26 protein-coding genes and 1 tRNA gene are annotated in these 22,415 nt (G+C 58.0%); 14 read left to right on the forward strand and 13 right to left on the reverse strand.

Annotation, left to right across the window (positions count from 1 at the left end; all coding sequences use genetic code 11):
* The first annotated feature begins 147 nt into the window (after nt 1–147).
* Entirely contained in the window at nt 148–444 is a 297-nt protein-coding gene (locus CP958_RS20670; RefSeq protein ID WP_096704069.1) for a hypothetical protein, read from the forward strand.
* Here CP958_RS20670 and CP958_RS26045 read toward each other — a convergent pair whose 3' ends face one another.
* Entirely contained in the window at nt 445–1,089 is a 645-nt protein-coding gene (locus tag CP958_RS26045; RefSeq protein WP_141400586.1) for a hypothetical protein, read from the reverse strand. It lies immediately after the preceding gene.
* Between the two features lie 31 nt (nt 1,090–1,120).
* Nucleotides 1,121–1,867, reverse strand: coding sequence for a site-specific integrase (locus CP958_RS20680; RefSeq protein WP_347337849.1), 747 nt, complete (start codon nt 1,865–1,867; stop codon nt 1,121–1,123).
* Between the two features lie 161 nt (nt 1,868–2,028).
* Here CP958_RS20680 and CP958_RS26050 point away from each other — a divergent pair, with 161 nt between their 5' ends.
* From CP958_RS26050 to CP958_RS20685, 4 genes are all read left to right on the forward strand, one after another.
* On the forward strand, nt 2,029–2,436 hold the full coding sequence (locus CP958_RS26050) for a hypothetical protein (protein ID WP_141400587.1): 408 nt from the start codon (nt 2,029–2,031) through the stop codon (nt 2,434–2,436).
* 247 nt (nt 2,437–2,683) lie between these two features.
* A complete protein-coding gene (locus CP958_RS26055; protein WP_141400588.1) occupies nt 2,684–2,875 on the forward strand; it encodes a hypothetical protein in 192 nt (63 codons plus the stop codon).
* An 809-nt stretch (nt 2,876–3,684) separates the two neighbouring features.
* Nucleotides 3,685–3,996 carry a hypothetical protein gene (locus tag CP958_RS26060; protein WP_141400589.1) on the forward strand — a complete coding sequence of 104 codons (312 nt, stop codon included), beginning with the start codon at nt 3,685–3,687 and terminating at the stop codon, nt 3,994–3,996.
* Nucleotides 3,997–4,071: 75 nt separating this feature from the next.
* Entirely contained in the window at nt 4,072–4,518 is a 447-nt protein-coding gene (locus tag CP958_RS20685) for a DUF6641 family protein (RefSeq protein ID WP_242443018.1), read from the forward strand.
* A gap of 36 nt (nt 4,519–4,554) precedes the next feature.
* On the opposite strand, the gene CP958_RS27405 is transcribed toward CP958_RS20685, so the two are convergent.
* The 4 genes from CP958_RS27405 to CP958_RS20700 form a co-directional block, all read right to left on the reverse strand.
* Nucleotides 4,555–5,826, reverse strand: a complete 1,272-nt coding sequence (locus tag CP958_RS27405; RefSeq protein ID WP_170959048.1) for a hypothetical protein — start codon at nt 5,824–5,826, stop codon at nt 4,555–4,557.
* Nucleotides 5,823–6,032 (reverse strand): hypothetical protein, encoded by a 210-nt coding sequence (locus tag CP958_RS26070; protein WP_141400591.1) that lies wholly within the window; start codon nt 6,030–6,032, stop codon nt 5,823–5,825. The genes CP958_RS27405 and CP958_RS26070 overlap by 4 nt, the downstream gene beginning before the upstream one ends.
* The gene (locus CP958_RS26075; protein ID WP_141400592.1) at nt 6,022–7,110 is read right to left on the reverse strand and encodes a hypothetical protein; all 1,089 of its coding nucleotides are present in this window, start codon (nt 7,108–7,110) and stop codon (nt 6,022–6,024) included. The genes CP958_RS26070 and CP958_RS26075 overlap by 11 nt, the downstream gene beginning before the upstream one ends.
* 79 nt (nt 7,111–7,189) lie before the next feature.
* On the reverse strand, nt 7,190–7,612 hold the full coding sequence (locus CP958_RS20700) for a hypothetical protein (RefSeq protein WP_096704074.1): 423 nt from the start codon (nt 7,610–7,612) through the stop codon (nt 7,190–7,192).
* A 96-nt stretch (nt 7,613–7,708) separates the two neighbouring features.
* Between CP958_RS20700 and CP958_RS26080 the strand changes: the two genes are divergently transcribed.
* Nucleotides 7,709–8,614 carry a hypothetical protein gene (locus CP958_RS26080; protein WP_141400593.1) on the forward strand — a complete coding sequence of 302 codons (906 nt, stop codon included), beginning with the start codon at nt 7,709–7,711 and terminating at the stop codon, nt 8,612–8,614.
* 52 nt (nt 8,615–8,666) lie between these two features.
* On the opposite strand, the gene CP958_RS20705 is transcribed toward CP958_RS26080, so the two are convergent.
* Complete coding sequence (locus tag CP958_RS20705) at nt 8,667–9,257, reverse strand: recombinase family protein (protein ID WP_096704216.1); 591 nt, start codon at nt 9,255–9,257, stop codon at nt 8,667–8,669.
* Nucleotides 9,258–9,497: 240 nt separating this feature from the next.
* Between CP958_RS20705 and CP958_RS20710 the strand changes: the two genes are divergently transcribed.
* Complete coding sequence (locus CP958_RS20710) at nt 9,498–10,499, forward strand: HNH endonuclease (RefSeq protein ID WP_170959049.1); 1,002 nt, start codon at nt 9,498–9,500, stop codon at nt 10,497–10,499.
* 10 nt (nt 10,500–10,509) lie between these two features.
* On the opposite strand, the gene CP958_RS20715 is transcribed toward CP958_RS20710, so the two are convergent.
* Genes CP958_RS20715 through CP958_RS20725 form a run of 3 tightly spaced genes read right to left on the reverse strand, consistent with a single transcriptional unit; the run spans nt 10,510 to nt 12,863 of the window.
* Nucleotides 10,510–11,283 (reverse strand): restriction endonuclease, encoded by a 774-nt coding sequence (locus tag CP958_RS20715; RefSeq protein WP_096704076.1) that lies wholly within the window; start codon nt 11,281–11,283, stop codon nt 10,510–10,512.
* A 13-nt stretch (nt 11,284–11,296) separates the two neighbouring features.
* A complete protein-coding gene (locus CP958_RS20720) occupies nt 11,297–11,803 on the reverse strand; it encodes a hypothetical protein (protein WP_096704077.1) in 507 nt (168 codons plus the stop codon).
* Nucleotides 11,781–12,863 carry an XRE family transcriptional regulator gene (locus tag CP958_RS20725; RefSeq protein ID WP_096704078.1) on the reverse strand — a complete coding sequence of 361 codons (1,083 nt, stop codon included), beginning with the start codon at nt 12,861–12,863 and terminating at the stop codon, nt 11,781–11,783. Before CP958_RS20725 ends, CP958_RS20720 begins: the two co-directional genes overlap by 23 nt.
* A 268-nt stretch (nt 12,864–13,131) precedes the next feature.
* On the opposite strand from CP958_RS20725, the gene CP958_RS20730 reads away from it, so the two are divergent.
* Nucleotides 13,132–13,317 (forward strand): hypothetical protein, encoded by a 186-nt coding sequence (locus CP958_RS20730; protein ID WP_096704079.1) that lies wholly within the window; start codon nt 13,132–13,134, stop codon nt 13,315–13,317.
* 75 nt (nt 13,318–13,392) lie between these two features.
* Here CP958_RS20730 and CP958_RS20735 read toward each other — a convergent pair whose 3' ends face one another.
* Nucleotides 13,393–14,190, reverse strand: a complete 798-nt coding sequence (locus CP958_RS20735; RefSeq protein WP_096704080.1) for a hypothetical protein — start codon at nt 14,188–14,190, stop codon at nt 13,393–13,395.
* Between the two features lie 500 nt (nt 14,191–14,690).
* Between CP958_RS20735 and CP958_RS20740 the strand changes: the two genes are divergently transcribed.
* Nucleotides 14,691–14,876 carry a helix-turn-helix domain-containing protein gene (locus tag CP958_RS20740; RefSeq protein WP_096704081.1) on the forward strand — a complete coding sequence of 62 codons (186 nt, stop codon included), beginning with the start codon at nt 14,691–14,693 and terminating at the stop codon, nt 14,874–14,876.
* A gap of 145 nt (nt 14,877–15,021) precedes the next feature.
* Here the strand turns inward: CP958_RS20740 and CP958_RS20745 are convergent.
* Nucleotides 15,022–15,108 (reverse strand) — tRNA-Leu (locus tag CP958_RS20745).
* 92 nt (nt 15,109–15,200) lie between these two features.
* On the opposite strand from CP958_RS20745, the gene lipB reads away from it, so the two are divergent.
* The gene (gene lipB / locus CP958_RS20750) at nt 15,201–15,836 is read left to right on the forward strand and encodes a lipoyl(octanoyl) transferase LipB (protein ID WP_096704082.1); all 636 of its coding nucleotides are present in this window, start codon (nt 15,201–15,203) and stop codon (nt 15,834–15,836) included.
* 122 nt (nt 15,837–15,958) lie between these two features.
* The gene (locus CP958_RS26085) at nt 15,959–16,156 is read left to right on the forward strand and encodes a hypothetical protein (RefSeq protein ID WP_141400594.1); all 198 of its coding nucleotides are present in this window, start codon (nt 15,959–15,961) and stop codon (nt 16,154–16,156) included.
* A gap of 28 nt (nt 16,157–16,184) precedes the next feature.
* Here CP958_RS26085 and CP958_RS20755 read toward each other — a convergent pair whose 3' ends face one another.
* Complete coding sequence (locus tag CP958_RS20755) at nt 16,185–16,742, reverse strand: hypothetical protein (protein WP_242443019.1); 558 nt, start codon at nt 16,740–16,742, stop codon at nt 16,185–16,187.
* A 169-nt stretch (nt 16,743–16,911) separates the two neighbouring features.
* On the opposite strand from CP958_RS20755, the gene CP958_RS20760 reads away from it, so the two are divergent.
* The 3 genes from CP958_RS20760 to CP958_RS20770 all read left to right on the forward strand — a co-directional run bounded on the left by CP958_RS20760 (nt 16,912) and on the right by CP958_RS20770 (nt 22,299).
* A complete protein-coding gene (locus CP958_RS20760) occupies nt 16,912–19,197 on the forward strand; it encodes a UvrD-helicase domain-containing protein (protein ID WP_170959063.1) in 2,286 nt (761 codons plus the stop codon).
* Between the two features lie 94 nt (nt 19,198–19,291).
* Nucleotides 19,292–20,191: a 50S ribosomal protein L11 methyltransferase gene (locus CP958_RS20765; RefSeq protein WP_096704084.1), complete on the forward strand. Its 900-nt coding sequence runs from the start codon at nt 19,292–19,294 to the stop codon at nt 20,189–20,191.
* A gap of 101 nt (nt 20,192–20,292) precedes the next feature.
* Nucleotides 20,293–22,299 (forward strand): HAMP domain-containing methyl-accepting chemotaxis protein, encoded by a 2,007-nt coding sequence (locus CP958_RS20770; protein WP_096704085.1) that lies wholly within the window; start codon nt 20,293–20,295, stop codon nt 22,297–22,299.
* Nucleotides 22,300–22,415: the final 116 nt, after the last annotated feature.

Here is a 22,415-nt window from a genome sequence, read left to right on the forward strand (position 1 = left end):
GCAGGGTGAAAAAGGTACGTGCGCGTCACAACGCACGCAAGAGACATCGAGGGTGTTTCCTCGAATCACGGATGAAACGCGAAGTCTCCGGTGACATCACCATGCAACCCAAATACCCTGGTTGGGTGGTTAACATCTTCGGTCACCATGAACACCACCACCGCGACCATCACTGTCTTAACCATCAGCCCGGTCCCCAATGCAGGTAAGCTGCTGGCGCTGGCCGACGCAGCCATCGTTCTCGATGGCGTTGAGATCGTGATTCATGGGATTCAGGTGCGGGCCGACGGTAGCGGCACCGAGGTATCGTTGCCGAAATATCGCGCCCCGGACGGATCATGGAAAACCGCTGTATCACTCCCCGATGAGGTTCGGGGACCACTCGGTGACGTGGTGATGGCTGCCGGAATCGAAGCCGGGATTCTGAAACAGCGAGAATCCTGATTACGGGCAGCCGGTGAAAAAATGTCCCTGCCTTTGCTCATCAGTCAGAACAGGCGGCTTCCCATCTGGCGTACAGCCCGGTAACTCGGAGCGCGTTTCAGATACCCAATTCGGATCAGACGGATACTTACGCATGAGCTTGTTAATCCGCTCAATCCCATAGTCTGCAATCTCTTTGCAGAACGCAACATCAGCCCCATCATTCATTGCATACCGCAGATCACGGTTTGCTACTTCGGCGCATTCCTGGATAGAACGAGATTCTGACATAACAACACCACGCGGGATATATTGCCCAACATCAATACTATGATCTTGGAGCCACTTCATGCTGGTTTCAGCAATACGATTGGCTTTTTCCCGGATTTTCCAGCACGCTTCACCACGTTCATGCAGATTCTTGCCGGTGGCATCCTTATTCATCACCCGGTCCCGTTCACGACGCCAAAATTCGGGGTTATCGATTTCCTTGTAGGTCAGTGGAGGAGGCAGATTGCCAGCTTGATCTGGATGACCTTGCCCGCCCCCGATCCCAAGGCGACGGGCATAGGGCGGCGGCGGATCATCAGGGCGCTCCTGAAAATATTCACTTTTATACTGAGGCGGGTTTTGTTGGGCTGAGCAGGGGGGGACGACGAGCGCCATCACGGCCACCACCGGGATCGTAAACGCAAAGCTACAGCTTGCGAACCGCTGCTCGAAGCATCTCATCATTCACCTCAATGTACCGCTGGGTGGTGGAGAGATTTCGGTGCCCCGCCAGGGTCATGATGACCTTGGCGCTGACGCCAGAATGGGCCAACCGGGTGATGAACCACCGCCGACCCGAATGGCTGCTGGCCCCATCGATTCCGGCCTCACGGTAGATGGAACCAAACAACTGGCACAGCGAGTTTGGGGTGAATGGGCCGCCGCGCTGGGTGGGCAGCAGGGGTGAGGATGCGTCTCGCCGGGTACCGTCCAACCCCGCGACATAGGCTTCCAATTCAGGACGCAATTTGGCCCCCACGAAGATCGAACGAGCTTCGCCGGACTTGGTGGTGGAGGCCCGCAACAGGATGCGTTCCTTCACGTCATTGCGGGCACCCACGACGTCGCCCACGGTCAGAGCCGCGATTTCCCCAACCCGCAATCCACCATAGAAGCTCAGCATCAGAGCCACCCGGTTCCGAGCCGCATGCTTCATGTCCGAGATCGTGGCAAGGACGCGCCGGAACTCCCTGTCCGTCAGCACTTTGGCCTGCTTCATTCCCACCCCCGTCATGATGGCCGCTCCCAAGCGAACCCGATCACCGTGAGGCTGCCAGAATACCGAAGAAAATGCACCGAAGATGATATCAGCTAGAAAGTTATGGCGCAAGTTGCGCAAGGAAAAAATCATCATATCCGGGATTGAAGGCTGCGCGTTGGCAAGTGACAACATAACTGCGCCATTCTGCAAAAATGTTAACATGGTCAATGCATTGGAATGTGACGAAATTAACATAAAAGGTGCAGGATGTGCGGTCGCCGATATCCTGCGTCCAGGATGATTACTGTGTGTTTTCCATCTCTTAATCAGGAATCCAAGCAGGGGGCTTGATCATGAAAAACTCCATAGCTCTCGCAGTCATCGCGAGCCTTGTTACAACAATAACGGGCGCTTCATCAGTTTTTGCCGAGGGCGGCCCCAAGGTTGAAATCGTATCATTGACATGTACGTTTGATGTTGGATTTGAATCCGTCCGGGGAGAAATTAAGAATTTAACGGATAAGCCAATTTCTGGCGTTGGATTTGACGCAAAGTTTAAAACTGAAAGCGGCGTTGTTGTCAGCGTGTCTCCATACATTGTCGCCACGTACAACCCGATTCTTCCGGGCCAGATCAGTTCTTTTCACGGAGACCCGAAGGGCAATCCGGCAATAGCAACTGTCGAGGTAACCCCAAATAATTCTGACGGGACTCTTTCATTCATAGGAAAAAACAAGGCTGAGTGCCGTCCGTCGCATTAGGTATTCTGGATGTGCCATGCTGCATGCCCATCCCTGATCAGGTAATGTCTGAAACTCAGACATTACCCGGACGATAAGTTTGTCACTTTTCAACGGGCTATCGGCCACTCCGCCGCCCTGAATCCGGGCGGCGCTGATGGTGTCGGCCAAGTTATCCTTCGGATAGGATTGTCCCACTTTGGTGGGCACCACAGTGGCGTCACCAGGATGGATAAATACCACCACATCCATCCATCCGAGGTGCTTCATGCGTTTTCACGATCTTGATCCAATTTCACCGAAGGACGCGGTGTCGGTGCCGCCGCCTTCCGTCACCGATACCATTCTGGAATTACGGCAGGCGGTAATGGCATTGCGATCAGCCTTCAAAACTATCGAGCGACTGCTCAGATATGAATCCGTGATTGTCCAGAACGATACAGAGCGCATGAGCATTTGAGTTGGCACGATATAATTCAGATATAATTGGCAGCGATACCGCACTAACACACGAACATGCGCACAGATATACTGTATATGTACGTAATTATTTATATTTTATTGTATGAAACATAAAAATTGCCGTTTCGGCGGCGTCGTTGTTATTATTTTATAAATACAAATGATGTGGTGGGTTTGTGAACTGTTCCATGTCAATCCGTGAAAGTGGATTTGTTGAGTTCACAGCAAGTCGGAGGGTTGATGGCGTTTGGGTCGCCCGAACCGATAAAGCAAAATAAGGTGATAGGCTGTTTAATTTCACTTAGCCTGTGATGGCAAAAACAATAGCGAAGCGTCGTGTTTCTGGACGTTGTTAATAAACAGAATGGTCTGCGGGAGAACTTCATCCAATGAGAATTGGAGCTTCCGATCCCCCGAAGAGTTTTTATCGACTTGAGGGAAAACTTAGGCAAAAGCAAACGGTAAGAGGTATTGGCATCCATTGCCATAGTGTGGAACCGGGACTGAGATTGGCACTCAGGGTTATCTTTTCAAGAGATGACAGATCAAAGGCACCTAAGCTATACGTGGACTTAATAGGTAAACCGGAGCTTGTCAGAAACCGATATTGGCAAGTTGCAAGGCCTAAATCTTAAGGATTGGATCATTTGATTCTTAAGATTAAATATGGTCTTACCGGGCAAGCGGAAGGAGTAGTATTGCCTACTGAGATAGCATTGCGCTCAATGCGTTGAATGCTCTGCCGAGAGTTAATTAAATTAAAAGATAATAAATACCACTGCGACAGCAGCAGCGTGGAGGTGGTTAATGTTGGGCCTGATAGACATATACGAGCAGGTGAAGGGGCTTGGAATCGTAAACAGTGGACGAGAGTTTGGCGCATTGATGAACAAAAGTCAAAGCTACCTATCATCATCAATTTCGCGGAAACGTAGCCCTTCAATCGAAGCACTTTTATCTCTGACCAAGAGCATCGATCAAATCATTGTCACCACCAAGGATGAGGCATCGCGATGCCGCAATCGAAATCAGATAGAAGAATATGAGGGCGGCATCGACACACTTGAAAAACTTAAATGTGATGCATGGGATGAAATATGGCGGCGAGTGTCTTTGTAAAATAATTTACACCAATGTATTGACTCTCTACTATTGTGGCTACATTGTTGCTTCAGCATTGGCATGGAGGGCAATATGTCCGTACTTAATTTCAAGTTCTCTGACGCCAAGCGCCCGCTTGTTTCGGAGACCCGCCGTAAGACCGGGCGCGAGGTCGTATTGGACGGCATTCAGCACCAGTTGGCGCTGCTCAAGGACAGCACCTACAAGATCGAACGCACGAAATATGTTCGCTCGGAATCCGGGGAAAGTCTGCGTCAGACCATTACGGCCCCGCCCCGGCCCTGGTGGTGGCAGGCTTCGGACGGTGTGTTCTTGGTCCAGATTCGCTACGGTCACAGCGTGGTGCTGGAATTGGAGGAGGGTAAACCGACTATTATCGGTACCAAGGACATCAAATCAGTGTCCGAGATTCTGACCCAGGTGGCCGATGCGGTGAAGGCGGGCAAGCTGGACAAGCAGATCGAAATGGCCCGCGAAAAGGCCAAACGCAACCGGCAGCAGGCCGATCAAGCCGCGTAACGCATTCTCTGGGATGGCGAGATGACGTACTTACCTTCACTCTGCGTCATCATCACCGCCATCCCCATCGCCGATTTCCATGTAGTTATCGGCCAGCCATGCAATCACGAGATCAATGTAGGTTTCGTCATCTGCCTCGGGGTAGTCGGATAGCTTCCGGTCGCCAACACGGCGCAGGAGGATGCCGTTACTCCACCCCATATCCGGCAAGATGAAGGGATATTGCTCCTCAATCGCGATGCGTTCGGGATTCCGTCTGCGGACTCTCCGCTTCAGAAGGTCTTCATCAAAGCCCCGGCGTAGATACCGCTTCAGCCGATCTTTGAGGCTGATCCCGGTAACGTCCTCACTATCACCACCATCGTCATCGCCCAAGCTGGCAACGGCATCCTCGGTACTGGCCGTCAACTCGGTGAAGGTCGTGTCAGTGCCAAACCGAGCCTGCACATCCTTGTCGTCCAGGATGCGTTTGACCAATCGCCAAGACCGTGCCGAATAGGGTGCCATCTTGGGCCTGGGATCATGCGGTAAGGAGTTGGCCTTCTTCCATTCGTCTTCAATGGACGACAAAGAGAGGGTCCGAAGTTGGTCACGAGCGTTGTCCTCGAAAAGTTCCTTCCCGTAAAGCCAATGGCAGACGCGGGCGTACCGGCGGAGCTTGTCCTTGACGGTTCGTTTCTTATACGCGGTGTTCATCCGTCGCCCCGCATCGGCGAAGGCATAATCAACCGCCCAGGTGAACTCCGGTATTTGCGTGTCGTTCTTGGGGCGACGGACCTTCGCCATTCTGGCTCGATGCTCGAAGGTATTCCGGTCAAACAGCGCCAGCAGAACGATCTTGTACACGGACATAATCCGGTCGATTGAATCGGCATCGCTATCGCCAGAAATGGCAATGGTGGGGATGATGTAGGTTGCCGCATGGTCCAGCGCGGTCCCCCACTCGATCTCAGGGTCAACAGGCTTGTGGCGCGGTTCGTCCTCCTCGAATGTCTCGTGCGAGACATTTTCGGGTTCGGGTTCGGGTTCGGGTTCTGGGGCCGGTTCGGGTACGGGTTCGGGGGGCGGTGCGGTGTCAGGCTCTGGTTCCGATACCTGCGTCTGTTGGTCGGCCTGAGCCGCCACAAACTTGTCCCATTGCTGCTTGTCCCAATCCAGGACGCAATAGGTCTTGATGTTGCGAGTGTCCGCTTTGGTTAGGCTCCGCACATCCACTGTGCCTGCCTTGATTCGCAGCAGCAGTTCGGTGGTGTCTTCGTCCTCAACATCCTTGGCTCGGTGGATGAGCGTATCGATAACGGGTCTCATCGTTTGCCCCCATTTGTCATGTTGACCTCATCCAACGTCGCGACCAATTGATCAGCGATACGCTGAAGCGGATTCGGCAGTCGCCGTCCGCGATCCACCGTGTTGAGGATGTTCACCATCTTGAATCTCGTTGCTCCCTTTAAGCCGGGTGCAGCGATGATCTTGGAGATGGCGATGCGTAGTTTTTCGATTTTTTCAGCTTTCATGGCTGTTTTCCTTCGGGTTGAGTTTCGGTGGTGGGGGCAGCGCATCCCATGTTGCCGCCAGGATCACCTGCCGAGCTTCAGGTGCCGGATGTTTGATGTAGCCATCCAATACCTCGGCCAATGTCGCGCTCTCGTGGTCGCCAAGGCCGACCGCATTGCACCAAGACTCCACCCCGTATCGGCAAGCGCCCACGGCATAGGCATCCTGTTTGGTAACGGTTCGATCCGGGCATGCTGCGACCCGCTTACGGAGGGCCTTTACGCGAGCGCCATGCTTGTCCCGAGGAGTTTGTTTGGCGATCCTGGCTTTCCTCGCCACGCCGGTAATGGCAGCCGCCATCGTGTCTGCGTGGTAGTATTGGCCGTCATGTGCGGCGATGAAGCCATCGACGGCCCTGACCGAGAAGCCACGACCTTGGAAGATCCATTTGGCCTGCCAGACCGTCACATCATCGCGTGGCGTATCCATGGGCGAAGCATCCAGGGTCATCATCCCGTCGCACACCTTCAATTCGGCAGGTACACGGATGCGCCAGTTTTCGGGGGCACTGATGACGGTATGTGTGCTGGTTCCGATCCATTGGCCTGAGCGGTGGTTGGTCTGGTATTGCGACACACCGACCAACGTTGGACTGGTCACCAATTCCACCTGCTCCGATCCCCACCGGCGCGAGGTCGCATAGGTGCGTAGATAGGTTCTCAGGACAATATTTCGTCGGATATCACGCAGGCGCTCTTGTACCGTGCCCTCAAACAGAACGAGGCGGCTTGTCCGGTTATGATTGTTTGATCGGCAAGGCATACGCCCGAAGCGCCGAACCAGACGATTCCTCTCTGCATTTTTCCGGGCTTCAACAAGTTCCCTCCAGGCTGCCTCCACGTCGGCAAGTAGGGAAAGTTTTAATCCACGTTCACGCAGCGCCTCCTTGATCGCCTTCTTTGTCGGCGGGCTACCACCGGGAAGTGTCACTGCGATCCTAAAGGCATCCGTGACTACCCGGACTTTCTTCGGCAACTGCGTACTCAGCGGCACAGATGGACTGGTGTCCATGGTCGCGGTCGAGATCATTGTGTTCATCGCGAACAAGCCTCCTCTGTTCACGCCGAGGCGGGATTGCCGCGACGTGTTGAAATCGGATTTTTGGTTGAGTTGTCGGCTAGGCCGTGTGCGCCCGATGCGCCTCGGTCAGCACAGTAACGGCCTGGGCGATGGTCATCCGCCCACTCCAAAGATTGGGGGCAATCTGGTGAAGTGCGGGCGAGCAGCCCTTACTCACCAGCATGCACAACGCCGCATGAAGATAAGGATTCAGTTGGCTGACCTGGATCGCCCAGGAAACCTTCGCGTATTCCTTTTGCCCGGCCCTCGTCATTGCGTAAGCAATATCAGCCGCAGCGGCGTCAAAGCCGGTGTTGATGACACACCCGTGCTCCCACATGGGAAAGCGCATGCGACTGGCAAACTTGATAAACTCGGGTACCAGATCGGCAACTTCCTCGTCATCGACGGTAAAAACCGAACCATCCCCGAAGGTGATGTCGATGCGCTCAGGATGATGCTTAATCTTCCACGCTCCCATGGCTGCCTCCTCTAACTCATTGATGCTGCATTCAAATCAGCGTCAACAGAGCTTAAGGCCCAGAGCGGATTTCGCGAGGTGGCACACACTAATTCGATGCTGACATATCTGAGTCAGGCGGAAACTCTGGGAATTCTGGCCGCGAACAATGGTAAAGTTGTTCTCACGGTGGAGGCTGGATGGATGTTGGCTAAACCCTGTGCGGTGTTCCTTTGGACTCACAAAGGGCTGGGCCGAGAACGCATAACAAGCGACACCCCATTAGAGGTTGCGCTCGCCGAATCGAAGACAATGCGCGTGCAGTATGAAGCTGCACAGAGGTATGCACTGTCTAATGGATTAAAAATCGATAAGCCTTTCATGTTCGAGGAGACAGGGCACCTCCCAACAGATAGGGCTTTCCCAACAATGAGGAGGGCAATTTCTTGGTGCAAGGCTAACAGTGCCACACTGATAATTCATGCATTAAGGAGCTATCCAGGGAGGGGGTTTACATCAATTAACATGGGTATATTTATGAAACATTTTGAACGTAACAATCCAGATGTAAGGATCGTCTGGATTAACCCAAGTCCAGAAGAGGAGGGATTGCGAGAGCATTTTGATGAGTGCAGGAGAGCCGAAAAGCTCAGGAGAAAAAACAGGCGAATATCCATAAAACTAAGAAGATTGGTTGCCGATGATAAGTTTATTCCATATCTAGCATTAGGCGGGCATGATCAAAGTGAAGCGAGAGAGCGAGGGCGGGCCACTCAATCGGAATCAGCCCGATTAAAGGCCCTGCATATACTTCAGGAGCTATCTTTAATTCTAAGATCGCCCTCTTTAGCGGATTATAGCGATATAGCAGTATCATTGAATATTATTATGCAGAGCGATGAGCGAGTTAGCCCTCCAAGGGCTAAAAGGTGGACCGAGGCCGGGCTGCGACGGTACCTAAAATATCATAAGAATTTATGGGGGTTAGTGGGGTTTTCTCCCCCACAAAGTCCGTTCAAGTAGGGCACGTCCTCGGCACTACCATTATCAGCGGACTTTATTGCCCCATTTGGGTTTATTCAGGTCTATTGGCTGCCGTTCGATTTGGGGCCTGACTCAATTGGAGCGCCCGATAGACAGATGCCCGACCAATACCCAGCCGAGCGGCAATCTCGGACGCACCAACACCTTGCGCCTTCAACCGCAACACCTCCTCGGCCTGCGCCATAGCGGTCGGCTTCCGTCCCTTGTACTTCCCCTGAGCCTTGGCCTTGGCGACACCCTCACGCTGGCGTTCGAGCATGATCTCGCGTTCCCAGCAGCTTATGCCGCCCAATAGGGTCAACATGAGCTTTCCCGTGGGCGTGCTGGTGTCGATCCCCATGTTCATGATACGCAAGCTGACCCCCTTCTTGCCCAGCACGTCGAGGATCGACAGCAGGTGGGGGACTGACCGCGCAAGCCTCGACAGATCGGTAACCAAAGCCGTGTCGCCCTCGCGGACAAAATCGAGCAGCGCAGCAAGCTGCTCACGAGCGACGACATCAACCGATGACACCTGCTCCTGGAAAATCTTTTCGCATCCTGCCGCCATCAGGTCTCGGACCTGGGCCTCAATGGATGCCTTCTGATCCAACGTGGATGTCCTCGCGTATCCGACCAACATGACAGCCTCGAATTGTACCAATAGACATTAAAGGCATTATAGATAATTTGTCTCAAAAGTCAAAAAGCTGTCTATTGAGACACGAGGGTGACGCTGCTGGAATGCCTCAGATGACCCTGCCTCAATGAGATGGAGGGGCAGCGTGTGCCGCGCCGATCATGGCACAAGAGGGGTCTCGTTATAGTTGATTTATGACTGCGCCAAGCTAGAATGCTTGTTGCGTATAAGCGGAGGAACGGCATGGCATTCTTGTTCTGCAATATCGGTTGGATGAGCCGATATGAGGGCTTAAGTGGGCAGCCAGATAAGATCGTTGGCGGCGGTGCCCATGTCGTTCTGAATGAATCCGGACATGAAGTCTGCAACTTTGTCAAATGTGACAACGGAAGTGTTTATGGACATGTCGAGACCATAAAAGGGGATGTCGATAGGTCCATTAACATTGCGAGGCTTGGTGCCGATACCGATGCAGATTTCATTGATAGCGTTGATATCATATGGACGGCAACAGACCCGGTTGAAGGTAGTCGCCGTGTAATTGGTTGGTATCGTAACGCTACAGTTTACCGCGAGCGTCAGGTATTTGATGCCTTTCCCTCTCGCCAACACAAGAGGGATGATATTACAACATTCCGGATTGTCGCGGCATGCGCTAACGTTTATTTGTTGCCATTAGAAGCGCGAAGAATTGCGTTAAAATCTGGTTCCGCAGGTTGGATGGGGCATGCCCAGTGGTGGTATCCGGATGAAGCTATTCCCGAGATTTCATTGTTTCTAAAAAGCGTCAAGGCGCTAATGGATGGAAGCAAGAGATACTGCATTGAGCTTTCATCGGAAGAGGAGCTAAATACATCTGTCGATGTTCTTGCAAAGGCAAGAGTCGGGCAGGATAAATTCCGGCGTGGACTTATTAAAAGATGGGGGAAATGCTCGGTTACCGGCTGTGGGGCGATCAATTTGTTAGTTGCATCCCACATAAAGCCATGGCGTCACTCTACGGACGTCGAGCGCCTTGATATCGACAATGGTCTGCTTCTATCCCCAAACCTAGATGCCGCATTTGATGCTGGACTTATTTGCTTCGACGACAATGGAAACATAATAATATCGCAAAAGATTGAGAAAGAAGCCTGCATTGCCCTTGGCTTATCAGGCAGCATGTCGATTGGGAAGCGGCTAAACGCTGCGCAAAGAGAGTACATTCGGTCCCACCGAGAGCTTCATCGTGAAAATTTTCAATAGTAATTTCGTCTTAACACGAAAATCTATCTGGAAGAGCAAGTAAGAGATAATCAGCAACCAGATCGCTTGTTGTTATCGGCTTTATTCTGATGTCCCCGCCTCTAGGTCTGTCAAGAATGATGCCAAACCGAGCGTTTCCTCCAATCGTAAGAGCAAGCAGACCGCGTAGCTTATATTGTGTAAGGCCAAAAACACCAAAAAGATGCTTGTCTGGCAACGTATCCCAAAAAGCCTCTGCATGGCGCTTCGAGATGAAGAGCGGTATTTCAACGGGGCTTCCCTTCGGGAGCGCATACATGGTTCCCGTACCCTCCATTGTATTTTCAGAAAGTTCTGCAATATACCAGAACGGCTCTCCAATACAGTGGCCCTGGGGAATAAAGTTCGTCGTTATGTGGGAGATTAGCAAATCATTTAGTGACGGGATTTTATCTGCCGTCAACAGCAGCACCCCCAGGCGGGACGCCACTAAATGAGCGCCAGATTGATAGCCGCTTCTTGAGATAAAAACGCCAACAACCTCCTGCCCTATATTCTTAATCTTTTGATGAAATTCAAGCACCCTTCCCTGGTCAACAGGTGCTTTCCAGTCCTTGCATTCAATTGCAACTCTGTGCCTGAACCCGGCATGAATGAACTCATAATAAACATCAACTTCATATGTCTCTCCGGACGGAAGTTTAAATACCGTTCTCCGGGAGACCTGTATATTTTCTCCTTTTAAATTAAGTATTGTTGAATAAACAAAGTGAACATAGTCCTCAAAAGCATCTCCGGCCCCCATTCTATTCCCCCTCTCACCCCCGAAGCGTCTGGAGTCTCTCGTTGAGCAACTTGCGTGGTAGCCGAATCTTCGGATCAGATGCCAATCGCTCCAGCCCAGCCAGCATAGCCTCCTTCGATACGACGGCATGCTCGATCATCAAGTCGATGAGCCAAATCAGGCCATGAACCTCAATGGACTTGCTCTCGGCCACTCGGCGCAGGCGGCGGTCCCCCGTCATCAAAATACATTGGCGCACTTCGGCGAGGGTCAGGGCGAAGCAGTCCTGGCGCGACAATTCCGCACGAAACTCGCTGGTGTAGGCAAATGCTGTCGTGACGCCCTTTCCGTCCAGCGCCCCTTCCTTGAAACCCAGTGCCAGCAATTGGTCGGCAGTGTAGGAGCCAAGGTCCAATAGCTCCTCCGCCACCATCACATCGGGAATGACGAATTCAAAAGGCAGCAGCAGGGCCGCCTCAACCAAGCCGGTCTTCGCAAGGTCCATCAGGACCGAGCTATCACTGATGACGATCCGGGCCATTGATCAACCCCACCATCGCGGCCTCGATCTGTCGAACGGGGATTTGAAGCAGTTCTGCCGCCTTCGTTTGATTGATGAGGTCTTCGGCCAAGGCTCGATAGCAAAGCCGTTGGAACCGCTTTGGCTTCTCAAACTCTCCCCGCTGATCCGGCATTTCCAGAGGTTTCGGTTCGTTGGAACGCCAAGTCCGTCCGATGGTCTGAAAAATCCTGATGAGATAGTCGTTGCTGATAATGCCGAGGTCGCGGCATCGCACCACGAAAGCAGCCGCGCTGACGCGGTAAAGGCGCTTGGTCGCCACGACCTCTTCCACCCCGAAACGATGGCGAGAGTGGCCGACTTCCTGCAAAACATGCTGCGGAGGCTGGAGCAGTGCCCCGGCGAACCTATTGGCTGCTTTTTCGAGAATGTCCTCGCTCGCCTCCATCACCCGATGGCCCAGTTCATGCGCCATGGTCAGCCTGCGGCGTTCAAGATTGTGGTTCTTGTTCACGACGACAACGGGCACAGGCTCCTTGCCAGGGCGTTGGACCTCACAGGTCAATCCCGATACCCGGTCGGGAAGGTCCAGCAGCATGACCTTGACCCCCTTTTCCTCCAGCAACTCGGTCAGGTTGGGGATGGGGTCTTCGCCGAGACGCCACAGATTCCTCACATCCTCGGCAACCTTTTCGGCCCCTTCCGGGGTACTGACGAGACGGCGATGAAACGGCTCCTGCCACTCGCTGCTTTGCAGGTCGAGGATTTCCTCGATCAGAATGTAGCGTTCGACATGTTCGATCACCTCGGCTTCAACCTGTGCCCGCTCTCGCACGGAGGTGCCCGAGTGTTTGCGGAAATCGATATTGCCAAGCCGCACCCCCGACGGGGCGGCGAAAAAATCCATACTGACGCCAAGCGCCTTTGCAAGCCCGATCAGGATGCCGGAACTCGGCATCATTTCGCCCCGTTCGTATTTCCCGATGGCCTGGGCGGAAATCTTGCCCTCAAGCCTATCGGCAAGGTCGCGGAGCGAGTATCCGGCTTTCTTGCGGGCGAGATGCAGTCGTTCTCCAAACATGGACTTGACTCCCCCGGTTTACGATTCAACAATACGTCTGAGTTTTGTAAACCGATGTGAGTCCACGGTCAAGCTGCCGCGTGGCAGGCTCGGGTACGAAAAGGGCGGCTCAGGATTAGGCCCCTGAACCGCCCCGATCTGCAAAACGTGGCCGCAAACAGGTTCGTTGCGGCCACGCGGCGAAGGAAAACCTTCCGCAACCCGTTACAATAATGGGTTTTCCTCGACGCGCAAGACCGAACCGATTGTCTAGCCAGAGAGGAAAAGCATGGCTACGAATCCGCCTTATGGCGATGGGCACCGCATCGGTGCCGTGAAGGACCGTTCGCAGTTCCAGAATCCGAACAACGGCATCTGGTACAAGCGGGATGCTGAAACTGGACGCATCATGGACGGCAAGGCCGATGGCACGCCGTTCAAGGGTGTCCGCCGCGAGCATCCGAGCGACGAATAGGCGTTTGTGCCGCCCACAGAAAGTGGGCGGCACAACATCCATTTCCTCCTGAACCGACAAGATCGGGCGGAAAGATCACAAGACGCCGAGAATCCAACCCTCTACCTCGGCCACCGTGCGCTCGGGTGGCGGTAGGTTGGGGTGAAGGTGCCGGTCAAGGCTTCCATCACGATCGGCCTGAGCCATCCAAGCGGCGATGCTATAGGCATCATGCTGATCTGGGGTTCTGTCTTCGCGGGGGAAACTGCGGCTGTATAGGGCAGGATAGGCTTCAACGATAGCTGACCTCCCCACCGGAACGGTCCAGCCGTCAAACGGCCAAAAATGGACTGGTTGGCCGATCTGCTGCCGGATGAACCGAAGCCATGGAATCCCTGCGTGGGTGGATTTCGCCACCTGTCCTTGGCAGTCGAAATGGAAGACTGACTTGGCCCTGGAGCGTTCCTCGGCTAATCGCCGCCACCGGCTGTTTCCAGTTCGGGCCGCGCCGTTCCCAATAGTCCCGTCCCGAACAAAATCGACATAGGTGTGGTCGTTATCGGTCGGCCAATGGGCGACGAAATCATCCAAGAACGTCGGCCAATCTGGCGGCAGGCGATGCGCCTCGAAATATCGCAATGGGAACGAAAAGCCATGGTCGATGCCTACCAGGGTGGGGCGATCGCCGGACAATTGCTCTACCAGCCAATGGGCGATGTCTTTCCGTGACCAGTAGCGCCGTTTCGTCGGATTCGGCATTGATGACGGCGGTGGGGAAATCTCGACAGGATCGGCAGTGCCATCGGTCGAGTATACCCGCAGCCCTTTGAGATTGGCCTTCGGCACCTCTGCGCCGGAATAGTCGATGCCTATGTAGCGGGTGAATGAGGTCATGATAAGGCTCGATCGAGGGTCATCTGGCCTGTGCCTGCGGTGGCGAGGTTGGTCTTTTGACTGGCCGCCATCATAGCGCACGGCCTGCCCCTCTTGCACACCCGCCACATCTTCCCCAAAAATCCATCCTCGACCTGGGCTGTCCTGCACCAGCCCCTCAGACGAGGGCTTGGCGGATGGATAATTTTCTTCTTGACATAACCCTAACGGGTATCGGCGCTAACACGCTGTTTTTCCAGGAGAATTTTCTTGGAATAGGGCCTTGGCGCTCTGCGCGTTTATCTCCTGCCCGCGACAAAGTTATAAATGTTGCCAAAGAATAGAAATAAATACAATGACCATCTTCGCCTTGATTTGATAGAGGTTGTCGCGTTGTCGAGTGTATCTATGGGTGGCTTTGGCAATGGGCCAAGAAATTCTGAGGGGCTGGTGCTCTGCCTTCTCATGGGTGCAGCCGATTCAAGACGACCATCTATCTGAACAGGCAGTGGAGATGTGGGATGATGAAAAAATATCTGACGACAAAGGAGGTCGCCACATTGGCTCGGATGTCTACCCGGACCATTGAGCGGCTGCGTGCACTCGGTCGTGGACCGAAGTTTTACCGAGTGGGAGAAAAGGGGGTGCGCTATATCGAGAACGATGTTCAAGCTTGGATCGAAAAGAACCCGGTCGAGCAGGCATGATGCCCCGCCCAAACAAAAAACCCCGCCATCGCGGCGGGGTTTTTTCGTTTGAGCCTGCAACAGCTTCTCTGACTCTTTGATGTCTTCTGCTGCCCGTCCACTCGCTCAACACATTGAAAAACAACAGGAAAAATACCTTGCAAATTGGTGCGGCCAAGAAGACTCGAACTTCCACGGGTGTTACCCCACAAGCACCTCAAGCTTGCGCGTCTACCAGTTCCGCCATGGCCGCGTTCTCCGGTAGCCTCGAAGGGCTTGCCAACGAGGAGAGAGGGGAATACCAAATCACCTCGTCCGAATCAAGCGCGCATCCCGGAGTCCCTGATGAATTCTCCCGTCGAGTGGCGGATTTCCGATTCTCCCGTGGATTATCCCCAGGCGCTCGCCGTCATGGAGGAGCGCGTCGCCGCCATCCGGGCCGGTACGGCGCCCGAGCTGGTGTGGCTGTTGGAGCATCCGCCGCTCTATACGGCGGGCACCAGCGCCGACCCCAAGGACTTGGTCGATCCCGAGCGTTTTCCGGTCTACGAGGCGGGGCGCGGCGGCCAGTACACCTATCACGGCCCCGGCCAGCGGGTGGCCTATGTGCTGCTTGACCTGAAGACGCGCGGCGCCGACGTCCGGGCCTATGTCTGCAATCTCGAGGAATGGCTGATCCGTACCCTGGCGCGCTTCGTGGTGAAGGGGGAGCGGCGCTCCGGTCGGGTGGGCATCTGGGTCCAGCGGCCCGGCGGGCGCGAGGACAAGATCGCCGCCATCGGGGTGCGCGTCCGTCACTGGGTGACCTTTCACGGCATCGCGCTCAACGTCGATCCCGATCTCTCCCACTTCGGCGGCATCGTGCCCTGCGGCATCCGCGAGCACGGGGTCACCTCGCTCTGGGATTTGGGCCTCACTCCCACCATGGAAGACGTGGATTGCGCCCTGATGGCCTGCTTCCCCGAGGTGTTCGGGGCCTGATCGGGGACGGTTGCAATTCGTCATCCCGCCCGGCGGCCGTTATTGCTCCGTTTAAGGGCGGCATGAATTTATAACATCCTTTTGTCGTAGCCTCTTTTTCGAGCAAAAGCCGGTTGGAGGATATGATGACCATTGTGCCAGGGACATGCGGGGCCTGCGGCCATTACCAGGATCGTCAGTGCCGCAAGCCGGGATCGCCATTCGGAGGCCGGTCGCTGTGGGGCATGGCGTGCGTGCCCTGCGACGGCTATGAGCGCAGCACGGTTCCGGCCACCGCCGTCCCGCCGGAGGCCCTGGCCGCCGTGTGCCGACGTCCGTAGGCGTGCATCGCCCTGCCGCCGATGCACTTTAATAGGCGTAGCCGATCTTCAGCATGGTCAGCCAGTTGTCGGCGCTGGACATGCCGCCCACCCGTTCGTCGCCGGCCCACTGATAGCGGCTTTCCAGGCCGATCATCAGCTGGCCCGCCGTGTAATAGGCGCTGGCGCCCAACTGGGTGGTGAACATGTCGGGGCTGGGACCCGAATCGGCGTGGGTGAAAGCCCAGCCGATGCCCGGCCCGCCGCCGACCCACAGATTATCGGCGAGGGGGACCATGTAGTGGGGATTGAACTCCAGGGTCTGGAGTTCCAGCCCGCCATGGTCGAAGCGGTTGTAGCTGAACTGGTCGCGGATCTTGCCGTAGGGCAGTTGGAACAGCGGGTCGTCGATGGCGAATTCGAGTCCGCCGGCCAAGCCGCTGCCGATGGAGGAGTCGGGAACCATGATGCCCATCTTGAGGGCGACGGTGGTGTTAGCCGACCAGCCGGGCTGAGCGGCGGCGGGAAAGGCCCAGCCTTGACCCAGGGCCGGCACGGCGATGGCCGTCAGGGCGAGGGTGGCGGCGATAAGAAGGCGTTTGCGCATGGCGAACCTCCCTCGTTCGGGTGGAACGCGCTCCTATCCGAAGAGTCTGGGCCTTGCCGGGGTCCCCTTCAATGAACCGCCTCACAGAGCGGCATTGCAGGAATAGCGGGCCTGAGCGAGGCGGAGACGGGCGTTGCACCGTTGGAGCGGTTCCGCCAATATCCGCCTCATGTCCGACCCCTTCGCTCTCGATGACGAGGCGGCGCCGCCGTCTCCGTCTCCGCCCCGTGCCGCCGACCCCCGGCCGGTGCCGCTCGACGCTCCCTGGCTGAAAAGCCTCAACCCCGAGCAGTTTCAGGCGGTGACCACCACCGATGGGCCGGTGCTGGTGCTGTCGGGCGCCGGAACCGGCAAGACCAAGGTGCTGACCTCCCGTCTCGCCCATATCCTGGCGTCGGGTCTGGCCCAGCCCTGGCAATGCCTGGCGGTGACCTTCACCAACCGCGCGGCGCGCGAGATGAAGGAGCGGGTCGGCCAACTGGTCGGTCCGGTGTCCGACGGCATCTGGCTGGGCACCTTCCATTCACTGTGCCTGCGCATCCTGCGGTCCCACGCCGAGGCGGTGGGGCTTTCCGGCGACTTCACCGTGCTGGATTCCGACGACCAGATGCGGGTCCTGAAGCAGGTGATGGCCGACGCCCATGTGGACCCCAAGGGCACGCCGCCCCAGGGCCTGATGGCCACCATCCAGCGCTGGAAGGACCGCGCCGTCACCCCCGACAAGGCCGCCGCCGAAGGGGGGGCGGACGGACAGGCCAAGGCGCTGTACCGCGCCTATCAGGAACGTCTGCGGGCGCTCAACGCCTGTGACTTCGGCGATCTGCTGCTGCACGTGCTGACCGTGTTCCTGACGGATGCCGAGGCCCTGGCCCGCTGGCAGGGCCGGTTCCGCTACCTGCTGGTGGACGAATACCAGGACACCAACGTCGCCCAGTATCTGTGGCTGCGCCTGCTGGCCCAGACTCACCGCAACATCTGCTGCGTCGGCGATGACGACCAGTCCATCTATTCCTGGCGCGGCGCCGAGGTGGGCAACATCCTGCGCTTCGAGAAGGATTTTCCCGGTGCCAGGGTGGTGCGGCTGGAAAGCAATTACCGCTCGACGCCCCACATCCTGGCGGCGGCCTCGGCGCTGATCGCCAACAATGCCGGGCGGCTGGGCAAGACGCTCCGCCCCGGCCTGGACCACGATGCCGACGCCATCGAGAAGATCCGCACCATGGCGGTGTGGGATGGCGAGGCCGAGGCAAGGTTGGTGGTCGAGGAGATCGAGACCCTGCAGCGCCGGGGCGAAAGGCTGGCCTCCATGGCCATCCTGGTGCGCGCCGGCTTCCAGACCCGCGAGTTCGAGGAACGGCTGATCACCACCGGCATTCCCTATCGGGTGATTGGCGGGCCGCGCTTCTACGAGCGCCTGGAGATCAGGGACGCCATGGCCTATCTGCGCCTGGTGGTGTCGGCCGCCGACGGGCTGGCCTTCGAGCGCATCGTCAACACGCCCAAGCGCGGCCTGGGCGAGGCGGCCATCCAGACCATCCACATGGTGGCCCGCGCCGAGCAGGTGCCGCTCCTGGAAGCCGCCCGCCGTCTGGTCGGCACCGACGAGTTGAAGCCCAAGCCGCGTCAGGCGCTGACCCGCTTCATCGAGGATGTGGACCGCTGGCGCTCGCTGCTGGATTCCATGCCCCACGCCGAGTTGGCCGCCACCATCTTCGACGAATCCGGCTACGTGGATATGTGGAAGGCCGACAAGTCGGCCGATGCGCCGGGCCGGGTGGAAAACCTCAAGGAACTGGTGGCGGCGCTCGAGGAATACGAGTCGCTGGCCAGCTTCCTCGAGCATGTCGCCCTGGTCATGGAGAACGATTCCCGCGCCGACGGCGACAGCGTGGTGATCATGACGCTGCACGGCGCCAAGGGGCTGGAATTCGACTCGGTGTTCCTGCCCGGCTGGGAGGAGGAGGTGTTCCCCCATGCCCGCGCGCTGAGCGAATCCGGCACCAGCGGTCTGGAGGAGGAACGGCGTCTGGCCTATGTGGGCCTGACCCGTGCGCGCAAGCGGGTGCTGGTCACCTTCGCCGCCAACCGCCGCATCTACAACCAGTGGAAGTCGCAACTGCCGTCCCGCTTCGTCGAGGAACTGCCCGAGTCCCATGTGGAGCGTTCGGGAGAGCGCGGCCTTTATGGCGGCGGGCTGGCGGAATCCAAGGCGGCCTGGAACGATCCCGCCTGGAGCCGCGCCCGGTTCGGCCAGCCCCGGCAGGCCGCCGCGCCCGCCACCTGGGGCCAGGCCAAGCCGCGCCAGAGCGAGGGCGGCTTCAAGTCGGGCCAGCGGGTGTTCCACGAGAAATTCGGCAACGGCACCGTGTTGTCCATCGAGGGCAACAAGCTGGAAATCGCCTTCGACAAGGCGGGAACCAAGAAGGTGCTCGACAGTTTCGTTTCAACGGTGTAGCCGTTCGCAACGCCCGTCACCCCGAACGACGTGAAGGATTTCCGCTTGCCCCGGCGGTGCTCGGGATGACCGGACCACAGCAAAGAGACCGCCCATGCCCCCCGTCTTTCCCGACATCTGGCGCCTGCGCCTCACCGTTTCCATGGAGACGCTTCCGGTGTTCGAGGAGGTGTTCGAGCGCCATGCCGAGGCGGTGACCATGTTCATGGAGGACCGCTCGGGCATCTCGGACGGCGAGTGCGACTGGTTCCTCGAGGGCTTCTCCCGCACGCCGCCCGACCGCATCGCCATCGTCTCGGCGCTCTCCGCCGTGGCCGCCGCCAACGGCATCGACGCGCCGCCGCTGGAGATCGAGATGCTGCCCAACGTGGATTGGGTGCTGGAGAATCTGCGCGACTTCCCGCCCATTTCCGCCGGGCGCTTCTTCGTCCACGGCTCCCATTGGGACGGCAAGCCGCCGGTGGGTTCCATCGGCATCGAGATCGACGCCGGCACCGCCTTCGGCTCGGGCGAGCACGCCACCACGCGGGGCTGTCTGCTGGCGCTGGATGCGCTGGCCAAGAAGCAGCGGCGCCGGCACGTGCTCGATCTGGGCTCGGGCTCGGGCATTCTCGGCATCGCGGCGGCCAAGTGCTGGGCCTCCATGGTGGTGTGCACCGATATCGATCCCTCGGCGGTCAAGGTGCTGGCCGGCAATGCCGCCAATAACGGCGTCGCCCGCTATGTCACCGCCGTGGTCAGCGACGGCTATCGCAATCCCGTGGTGGGACGGGGCAAGCCCTACGACCTGATCTTCTCCAATATCCTGGCGCGGCCGCTGTGCCGCTTCGCTCCCGATCTCGCCGCCCATCTGGCGCCGGGCGGGCTGGCCGTCCTGTCGGGCCTGCTGGAGCGGCAGGAGCGCATGGTCATGGCCAATCACGAACGCCAGGGCCTGACCTTGAAGACGCGGATCGTCATCGACGGCTGGGCGACCCTGGTCATCGGGCGCTAAGGTTAATACCTTGGACCTTAAGACATAGTATGTATGACCTGAGAATCCGGCATAAGGAGACATACCTGTCCTGAGTCGTTTCCCGCTTCGGGGAGGGGTTCATGGGCACCTTTCACCTTTCGCTGAAACTGCGGATTTTTGCCGCCGTCGGGCTGGTGGGGCTGGCGGCGATCGCCATGGCCCTGGTGGGAATCCGCTCCATGGCCACCTATCACCAGCATGTGATGGAGATGCAAAGCGCATCCCAGCGCGCGGTGATCGGCGAGAAGGTCAACGGCCTGATCAACGCGGTGGTGATGGATTCGCGCGGCGTCTATATGAGCCGCGACGCCAGGGAGGCGGAGAAGTACTCTCCCGCCATCCTGAAGAACGTCGCCGAGATCAACCGCCTGATGGCCGAATGGGCCGCCCTGGCCCCCGAGGCCGAGCGAGACGCGTTCAAGCCGGCGGCCGAGCATGCCGCCCAGTTCGCCGCCTTCCGGACCGAACTGGTGCGCCTGGGCCGCGAGGCCAGCACCGCCGAGGCCCGGGCCTTCGGAGACAACGACGCCAACCGCGCCAACCGCCAGGCGCTCAACAAGCAGATCGAGACCCTGGCCGCCACCAATGCCGCCAGGGTGGCCGAGGTGGTCCACGGCCTGGACGATTTCTACCAAAGCCGGCTGCAGGCCATGGTCTGGCTGGCGGTGCTGGGGCTGGCCGCCGGCATCGGCTGGGCGGCGTGGACCGCCTTCAAGCGGGTGTCGCAGCCCATCCACCACATCACCGACACCATGCAGGCCCTGGCCGGCGGCAATCTGTCGGTGGAGATACCCTCGGTGAACGCCCATGACGAGGTGGGCGACATGGCCCGCGCCGTCCAGGTGTTCCGTGACGCCATGCGCGAGACCGAGGCCATGCGGATTTCCCAGGAGCGTGAGCGCGAGGCCGCCTATACCGAGCGGGTCGCGGCACTGCAGAACATGGCCGCGACGGTGGAACTGGAAACCCGCGCCGCCGTCGAGCAGGTGGCCGCCCAGACCTCGCTGATGGCCGACAATGCCGGCCAGATGGCCCATTCGGCCGGGGCGGTGGGCGGCAGCAGCCAAAGCGTCGCGGCCGCCGCCACCCAGGCGTTGTCCAATGCCCAGACGGTGTCCGCCGCCGCCGAGCAACTGTCGGCCTCCATCCGCGAGATCGGCCAGCAGATCGCCACCGCCGGCCGGGTCACCGGCGGCGCGGTGGCCGCCGCCGGCAAGGCCCAGGACACCATCACCCGCCTGTCGGCGGCGGTGAATCGCATCGGCGAGGTGGCCAATCTGATCCAGAGCATCGCCAGCCAGACCAATCTGCTGGCCTTGAACGCCACCATCGAGGCGGCCCGCGCCGGCGAGGCGGGCAAGGGCTTCGCGGTGGTCGCCAACGAGGTGAAGAACCTCGCCAACCAGACCGCCAAGGCCACCGAGGAAATCTCGTCCCAGATTGGCGAGGTCCAGGCCAGTACCGCCGACGCCGTCGCCTCGGTCAGCGAGATCACCGAGGCCATCCGGGGCGTGGAGGACGTGTCGGTCAGCGTGGCCGGGGCCATCCGCCAGCAGAACGACGCCACCCAGGAGATCGCCCGCAACATCGCCCAGACCGCCCACGCCGCCCAGGAGGTGGCCGAGCGCATCGCCGAGGTCTCGGAGGAGGCGGGCGCCACCGGCGAACGGGCCGCCCGGGTCAACGACATTTCGCTGGATGTGGCCCATTCCATCGAAAGCCTGAAGGGCGTCATCGTCCGGGTGGTGCGCACCGCCACCAAGGAAGTGGACCGCCGCAGCGCGCCCCGCTATGCCCTGGGCGTCAGGGGCTCGGTCGACCTGGACGGCCACGAGGTTCCTGTGGTGTTCGCCGAGGTCTCGGAACAGGGCTTGACCATCCAGGGCGAGGTTTGTCCGGTGGGCCAGGGCATGCGGGTCAAGGTCCGCATCGAAGGGTGTTCGATGGCGCTGTCCATGGTCGGCCGCGAATGCGAGAACGGCCGGCTGCATGGCAGCCTCGAACTCACTCCCGACGTGGAAGGCCGCTGGCAGGAGGAGTTCCAGCGCCTTATCGCCGGACGCCAGCCCATCCGTGACGCCGCTTAACCGGGAGGGGCGAAACACCGGTTTTCGCTCCATCCGGGCACAATTTGTCGCGATTCGTTGAAATGTTGGACACGCGCGTTCTTGATGAGTATCAAGAACGCCGGGGAAGGGTAGGG

It is taken from the genome of Magnetospirillum sp. 15-1, assembly GCF_900184795.1.
Taxonomy (GTDB): domain Bacteria; phylum Pseudomonadota; class Alphaproteobacteria; order Rhodospirillales; family Magnetospirillaceae; genus Phaeospirillum.

Excerpts from the sequence above, each read along its gene's own strand:
- CP958_RS20730 (WP_096704079.1), top strand. The coding sequence starts at position 13,132 with ATGGCTACGAATCCGCCTTATGGCGATGGGCACCGCATCGGTGCCGTG.
- CP958_RS26080 (WP_141400593.1), top strand. The coding sequence starts at position 7,709 with ATGCTGACATATCTGAGTCAGGCGGAAACTCTGGGAATTCTGGCCGCG.
- CP958_RS26085 (WP_141400594.1), top strand. The coding sequence starts at position 15,959 with ATGATGACCATTGTGCCAGGGACATGCGGGGCCTGCGGCCATTACCAG.
- CP958_RS20715 (WP_096704076.1), bottom strand. The coding sequence starts at position 11,283 with ATGGGGGCCGGAGATGCTTTTGAGGACTATGTTCACTTTGTTTATTCA.
- CP958_RS20725 (WP_096704078.1), bottom strand. The coding sequence starts at position 12,863 with ATGTTTGGAGAACGACTGCATCTCGCCCGCAAGAAAGCCGGATACTCG.
- CP958_RS26055 (WP_141400588.1), top strand. The coding sequence starts at position 2,684 with ATGCGTTTTCACGATCTTGATCCAATTTCACCGAAGGACGCGGTGTCG.
- CP958_RS26075 (WP_141400592.1), bottom strand. The coding sequence starts at position 7,110 with ATGAACACAATGATCTCGACCGCGACCATGGACACCAGTCCATCTGTG.
- CP958_RS26045 (WP_141400586.1), bottom strand. The coding sequence starts at position 1,089 with ATGGCGCTCGTCGTCCCCCCCTGCTCAGCCCAACAAAACCCGCCTCAG.
- CP958_RS20700 (WP_096704074.1), bottom strand. The coding sequence starts at position 7,612 with ATGGGAGCGTGGAAGATTAAGCATCATCCTGAGCGCATCGACATCACC.
- CP958_RS26060 (WP_141400589.1), top strand. The coding sequence starts at position 3,685 with ATGTTGGGCCTGATAGACATATACGAGCAGGTGAAGGGGCTTGGAATC.
- CP958_RS26070 (WP_141400591.1), bottom strand. The coding sequence starts at position 6,032 with ATGAAAGCTGAAAAAATCGAAAAACTACGCATCGCCATCTCCAAGATC.
- CP958_RS20755 (WP_242443019.1), bottom strand. The coding sequence starts at position 16,742 with ATGCGCAAACGCCTTCTTATCGCCGCCACCCTCGCCCTGACGGCCATC.
- CP958_RS20680 (WP_347337849.1), bottom strand. The coding sequence starts at position 1,867 with ATGTTGTCACTTGCCAACGCGCAGCCTTCAATCCCGGATATGATGATT.
- CP958_RS20740 (WP_096704081.1), top strand. The coding sequence starts at position 14,691 with ATGATGAAAAAATATCTGACGACAAAGGAGGTCGCCACATTGGCTCGG.
- CP958_RS20735 (WP_096704080.1), bottom strand. The coding sequence starts at position 14,190 with ATGACCTCATTCACCCGCTACATAGGCATCGACTATTCCGGCGCAGAG.
- CP958_RS20760 (WP_170959063.1), top strand. The coding sequence starts at position 16,912 with ATGTCCGACCCCTTCGCTCTCGATGACGAGGCGGCGCCGCCGTCTCCG.
- CP958_RS20770 (WP_096704085.1), top strand. The coding sequence starts at position 20,293 with ATGGGCACCTTTCACCTTTCGCTGAAACTGCGGATTTTTGCCGCCGTC.
- CP958_RS26050 (WP_141400587.1), top strand. The coding sequence starts at position 2,029 with ATGAAAAACTCCATAGCTCTCGCAGTCATCGCGAGCCTTGTTACAACA.
- lipB (WP_096704082.1), top strand. The coding sequence starts at position 15,201 with ATGAATTCTCCCGTCGAGTGGCGGATTTCCGATTCTCCCGTGGATTAT.
- CP958_RS27405 (WP_170959048.1), bottom strand. The coding sequence starts at position 5,826 with ATGAGACCCGTTATCGATACGCTCATCCACCGAGCCAAGGATGTTGAG.
- CP958_RS20685 (WP_242443018.1), top strand. The coding sequence starts at position 4,072 with ATGTCCGTACTTAATTTCAAGTTCTCTGACGCCAAGCGCCCGCTTGTT.
- CP958_RS20670 (WP_096704069.1), top strand. The coding sequence starts at position 148 with ATGAACACCACCACCGCGACCATCACTGTCTTAACCATCAGCCCGGTC.
- CP958_RS20705 (WP_096704216.1), bottom strand. The coding sequence starts at position 9,257 with ATGTTGGTCGGATACGCGAGGACATCCACGTTGGATCAGAAGGCATCC.
- CP958_RS20710 (WP_170959049.1), top strand. The coding sequence starts at position 9,498 with ATGGCATTCTTGTTCTGCAATATCGGTTGGATGAGCCGATATGAGGGC.
- CP958_RS20720 (WP_096704077.1), bottom strand. The coding sequence starts at position 11,803 with ATGGCCCGGATCGTCATCAGTGATAGCTCGGTCCTGATGGACCTTGCG.
- CP958_RS20765 (WP_096704084.1), top strand. The coding sequence starts at position 19,292 with ATGCCCCCCGTCTTTCCCGACATCTGGCGCCTGCGCCTCACCGTTTCC.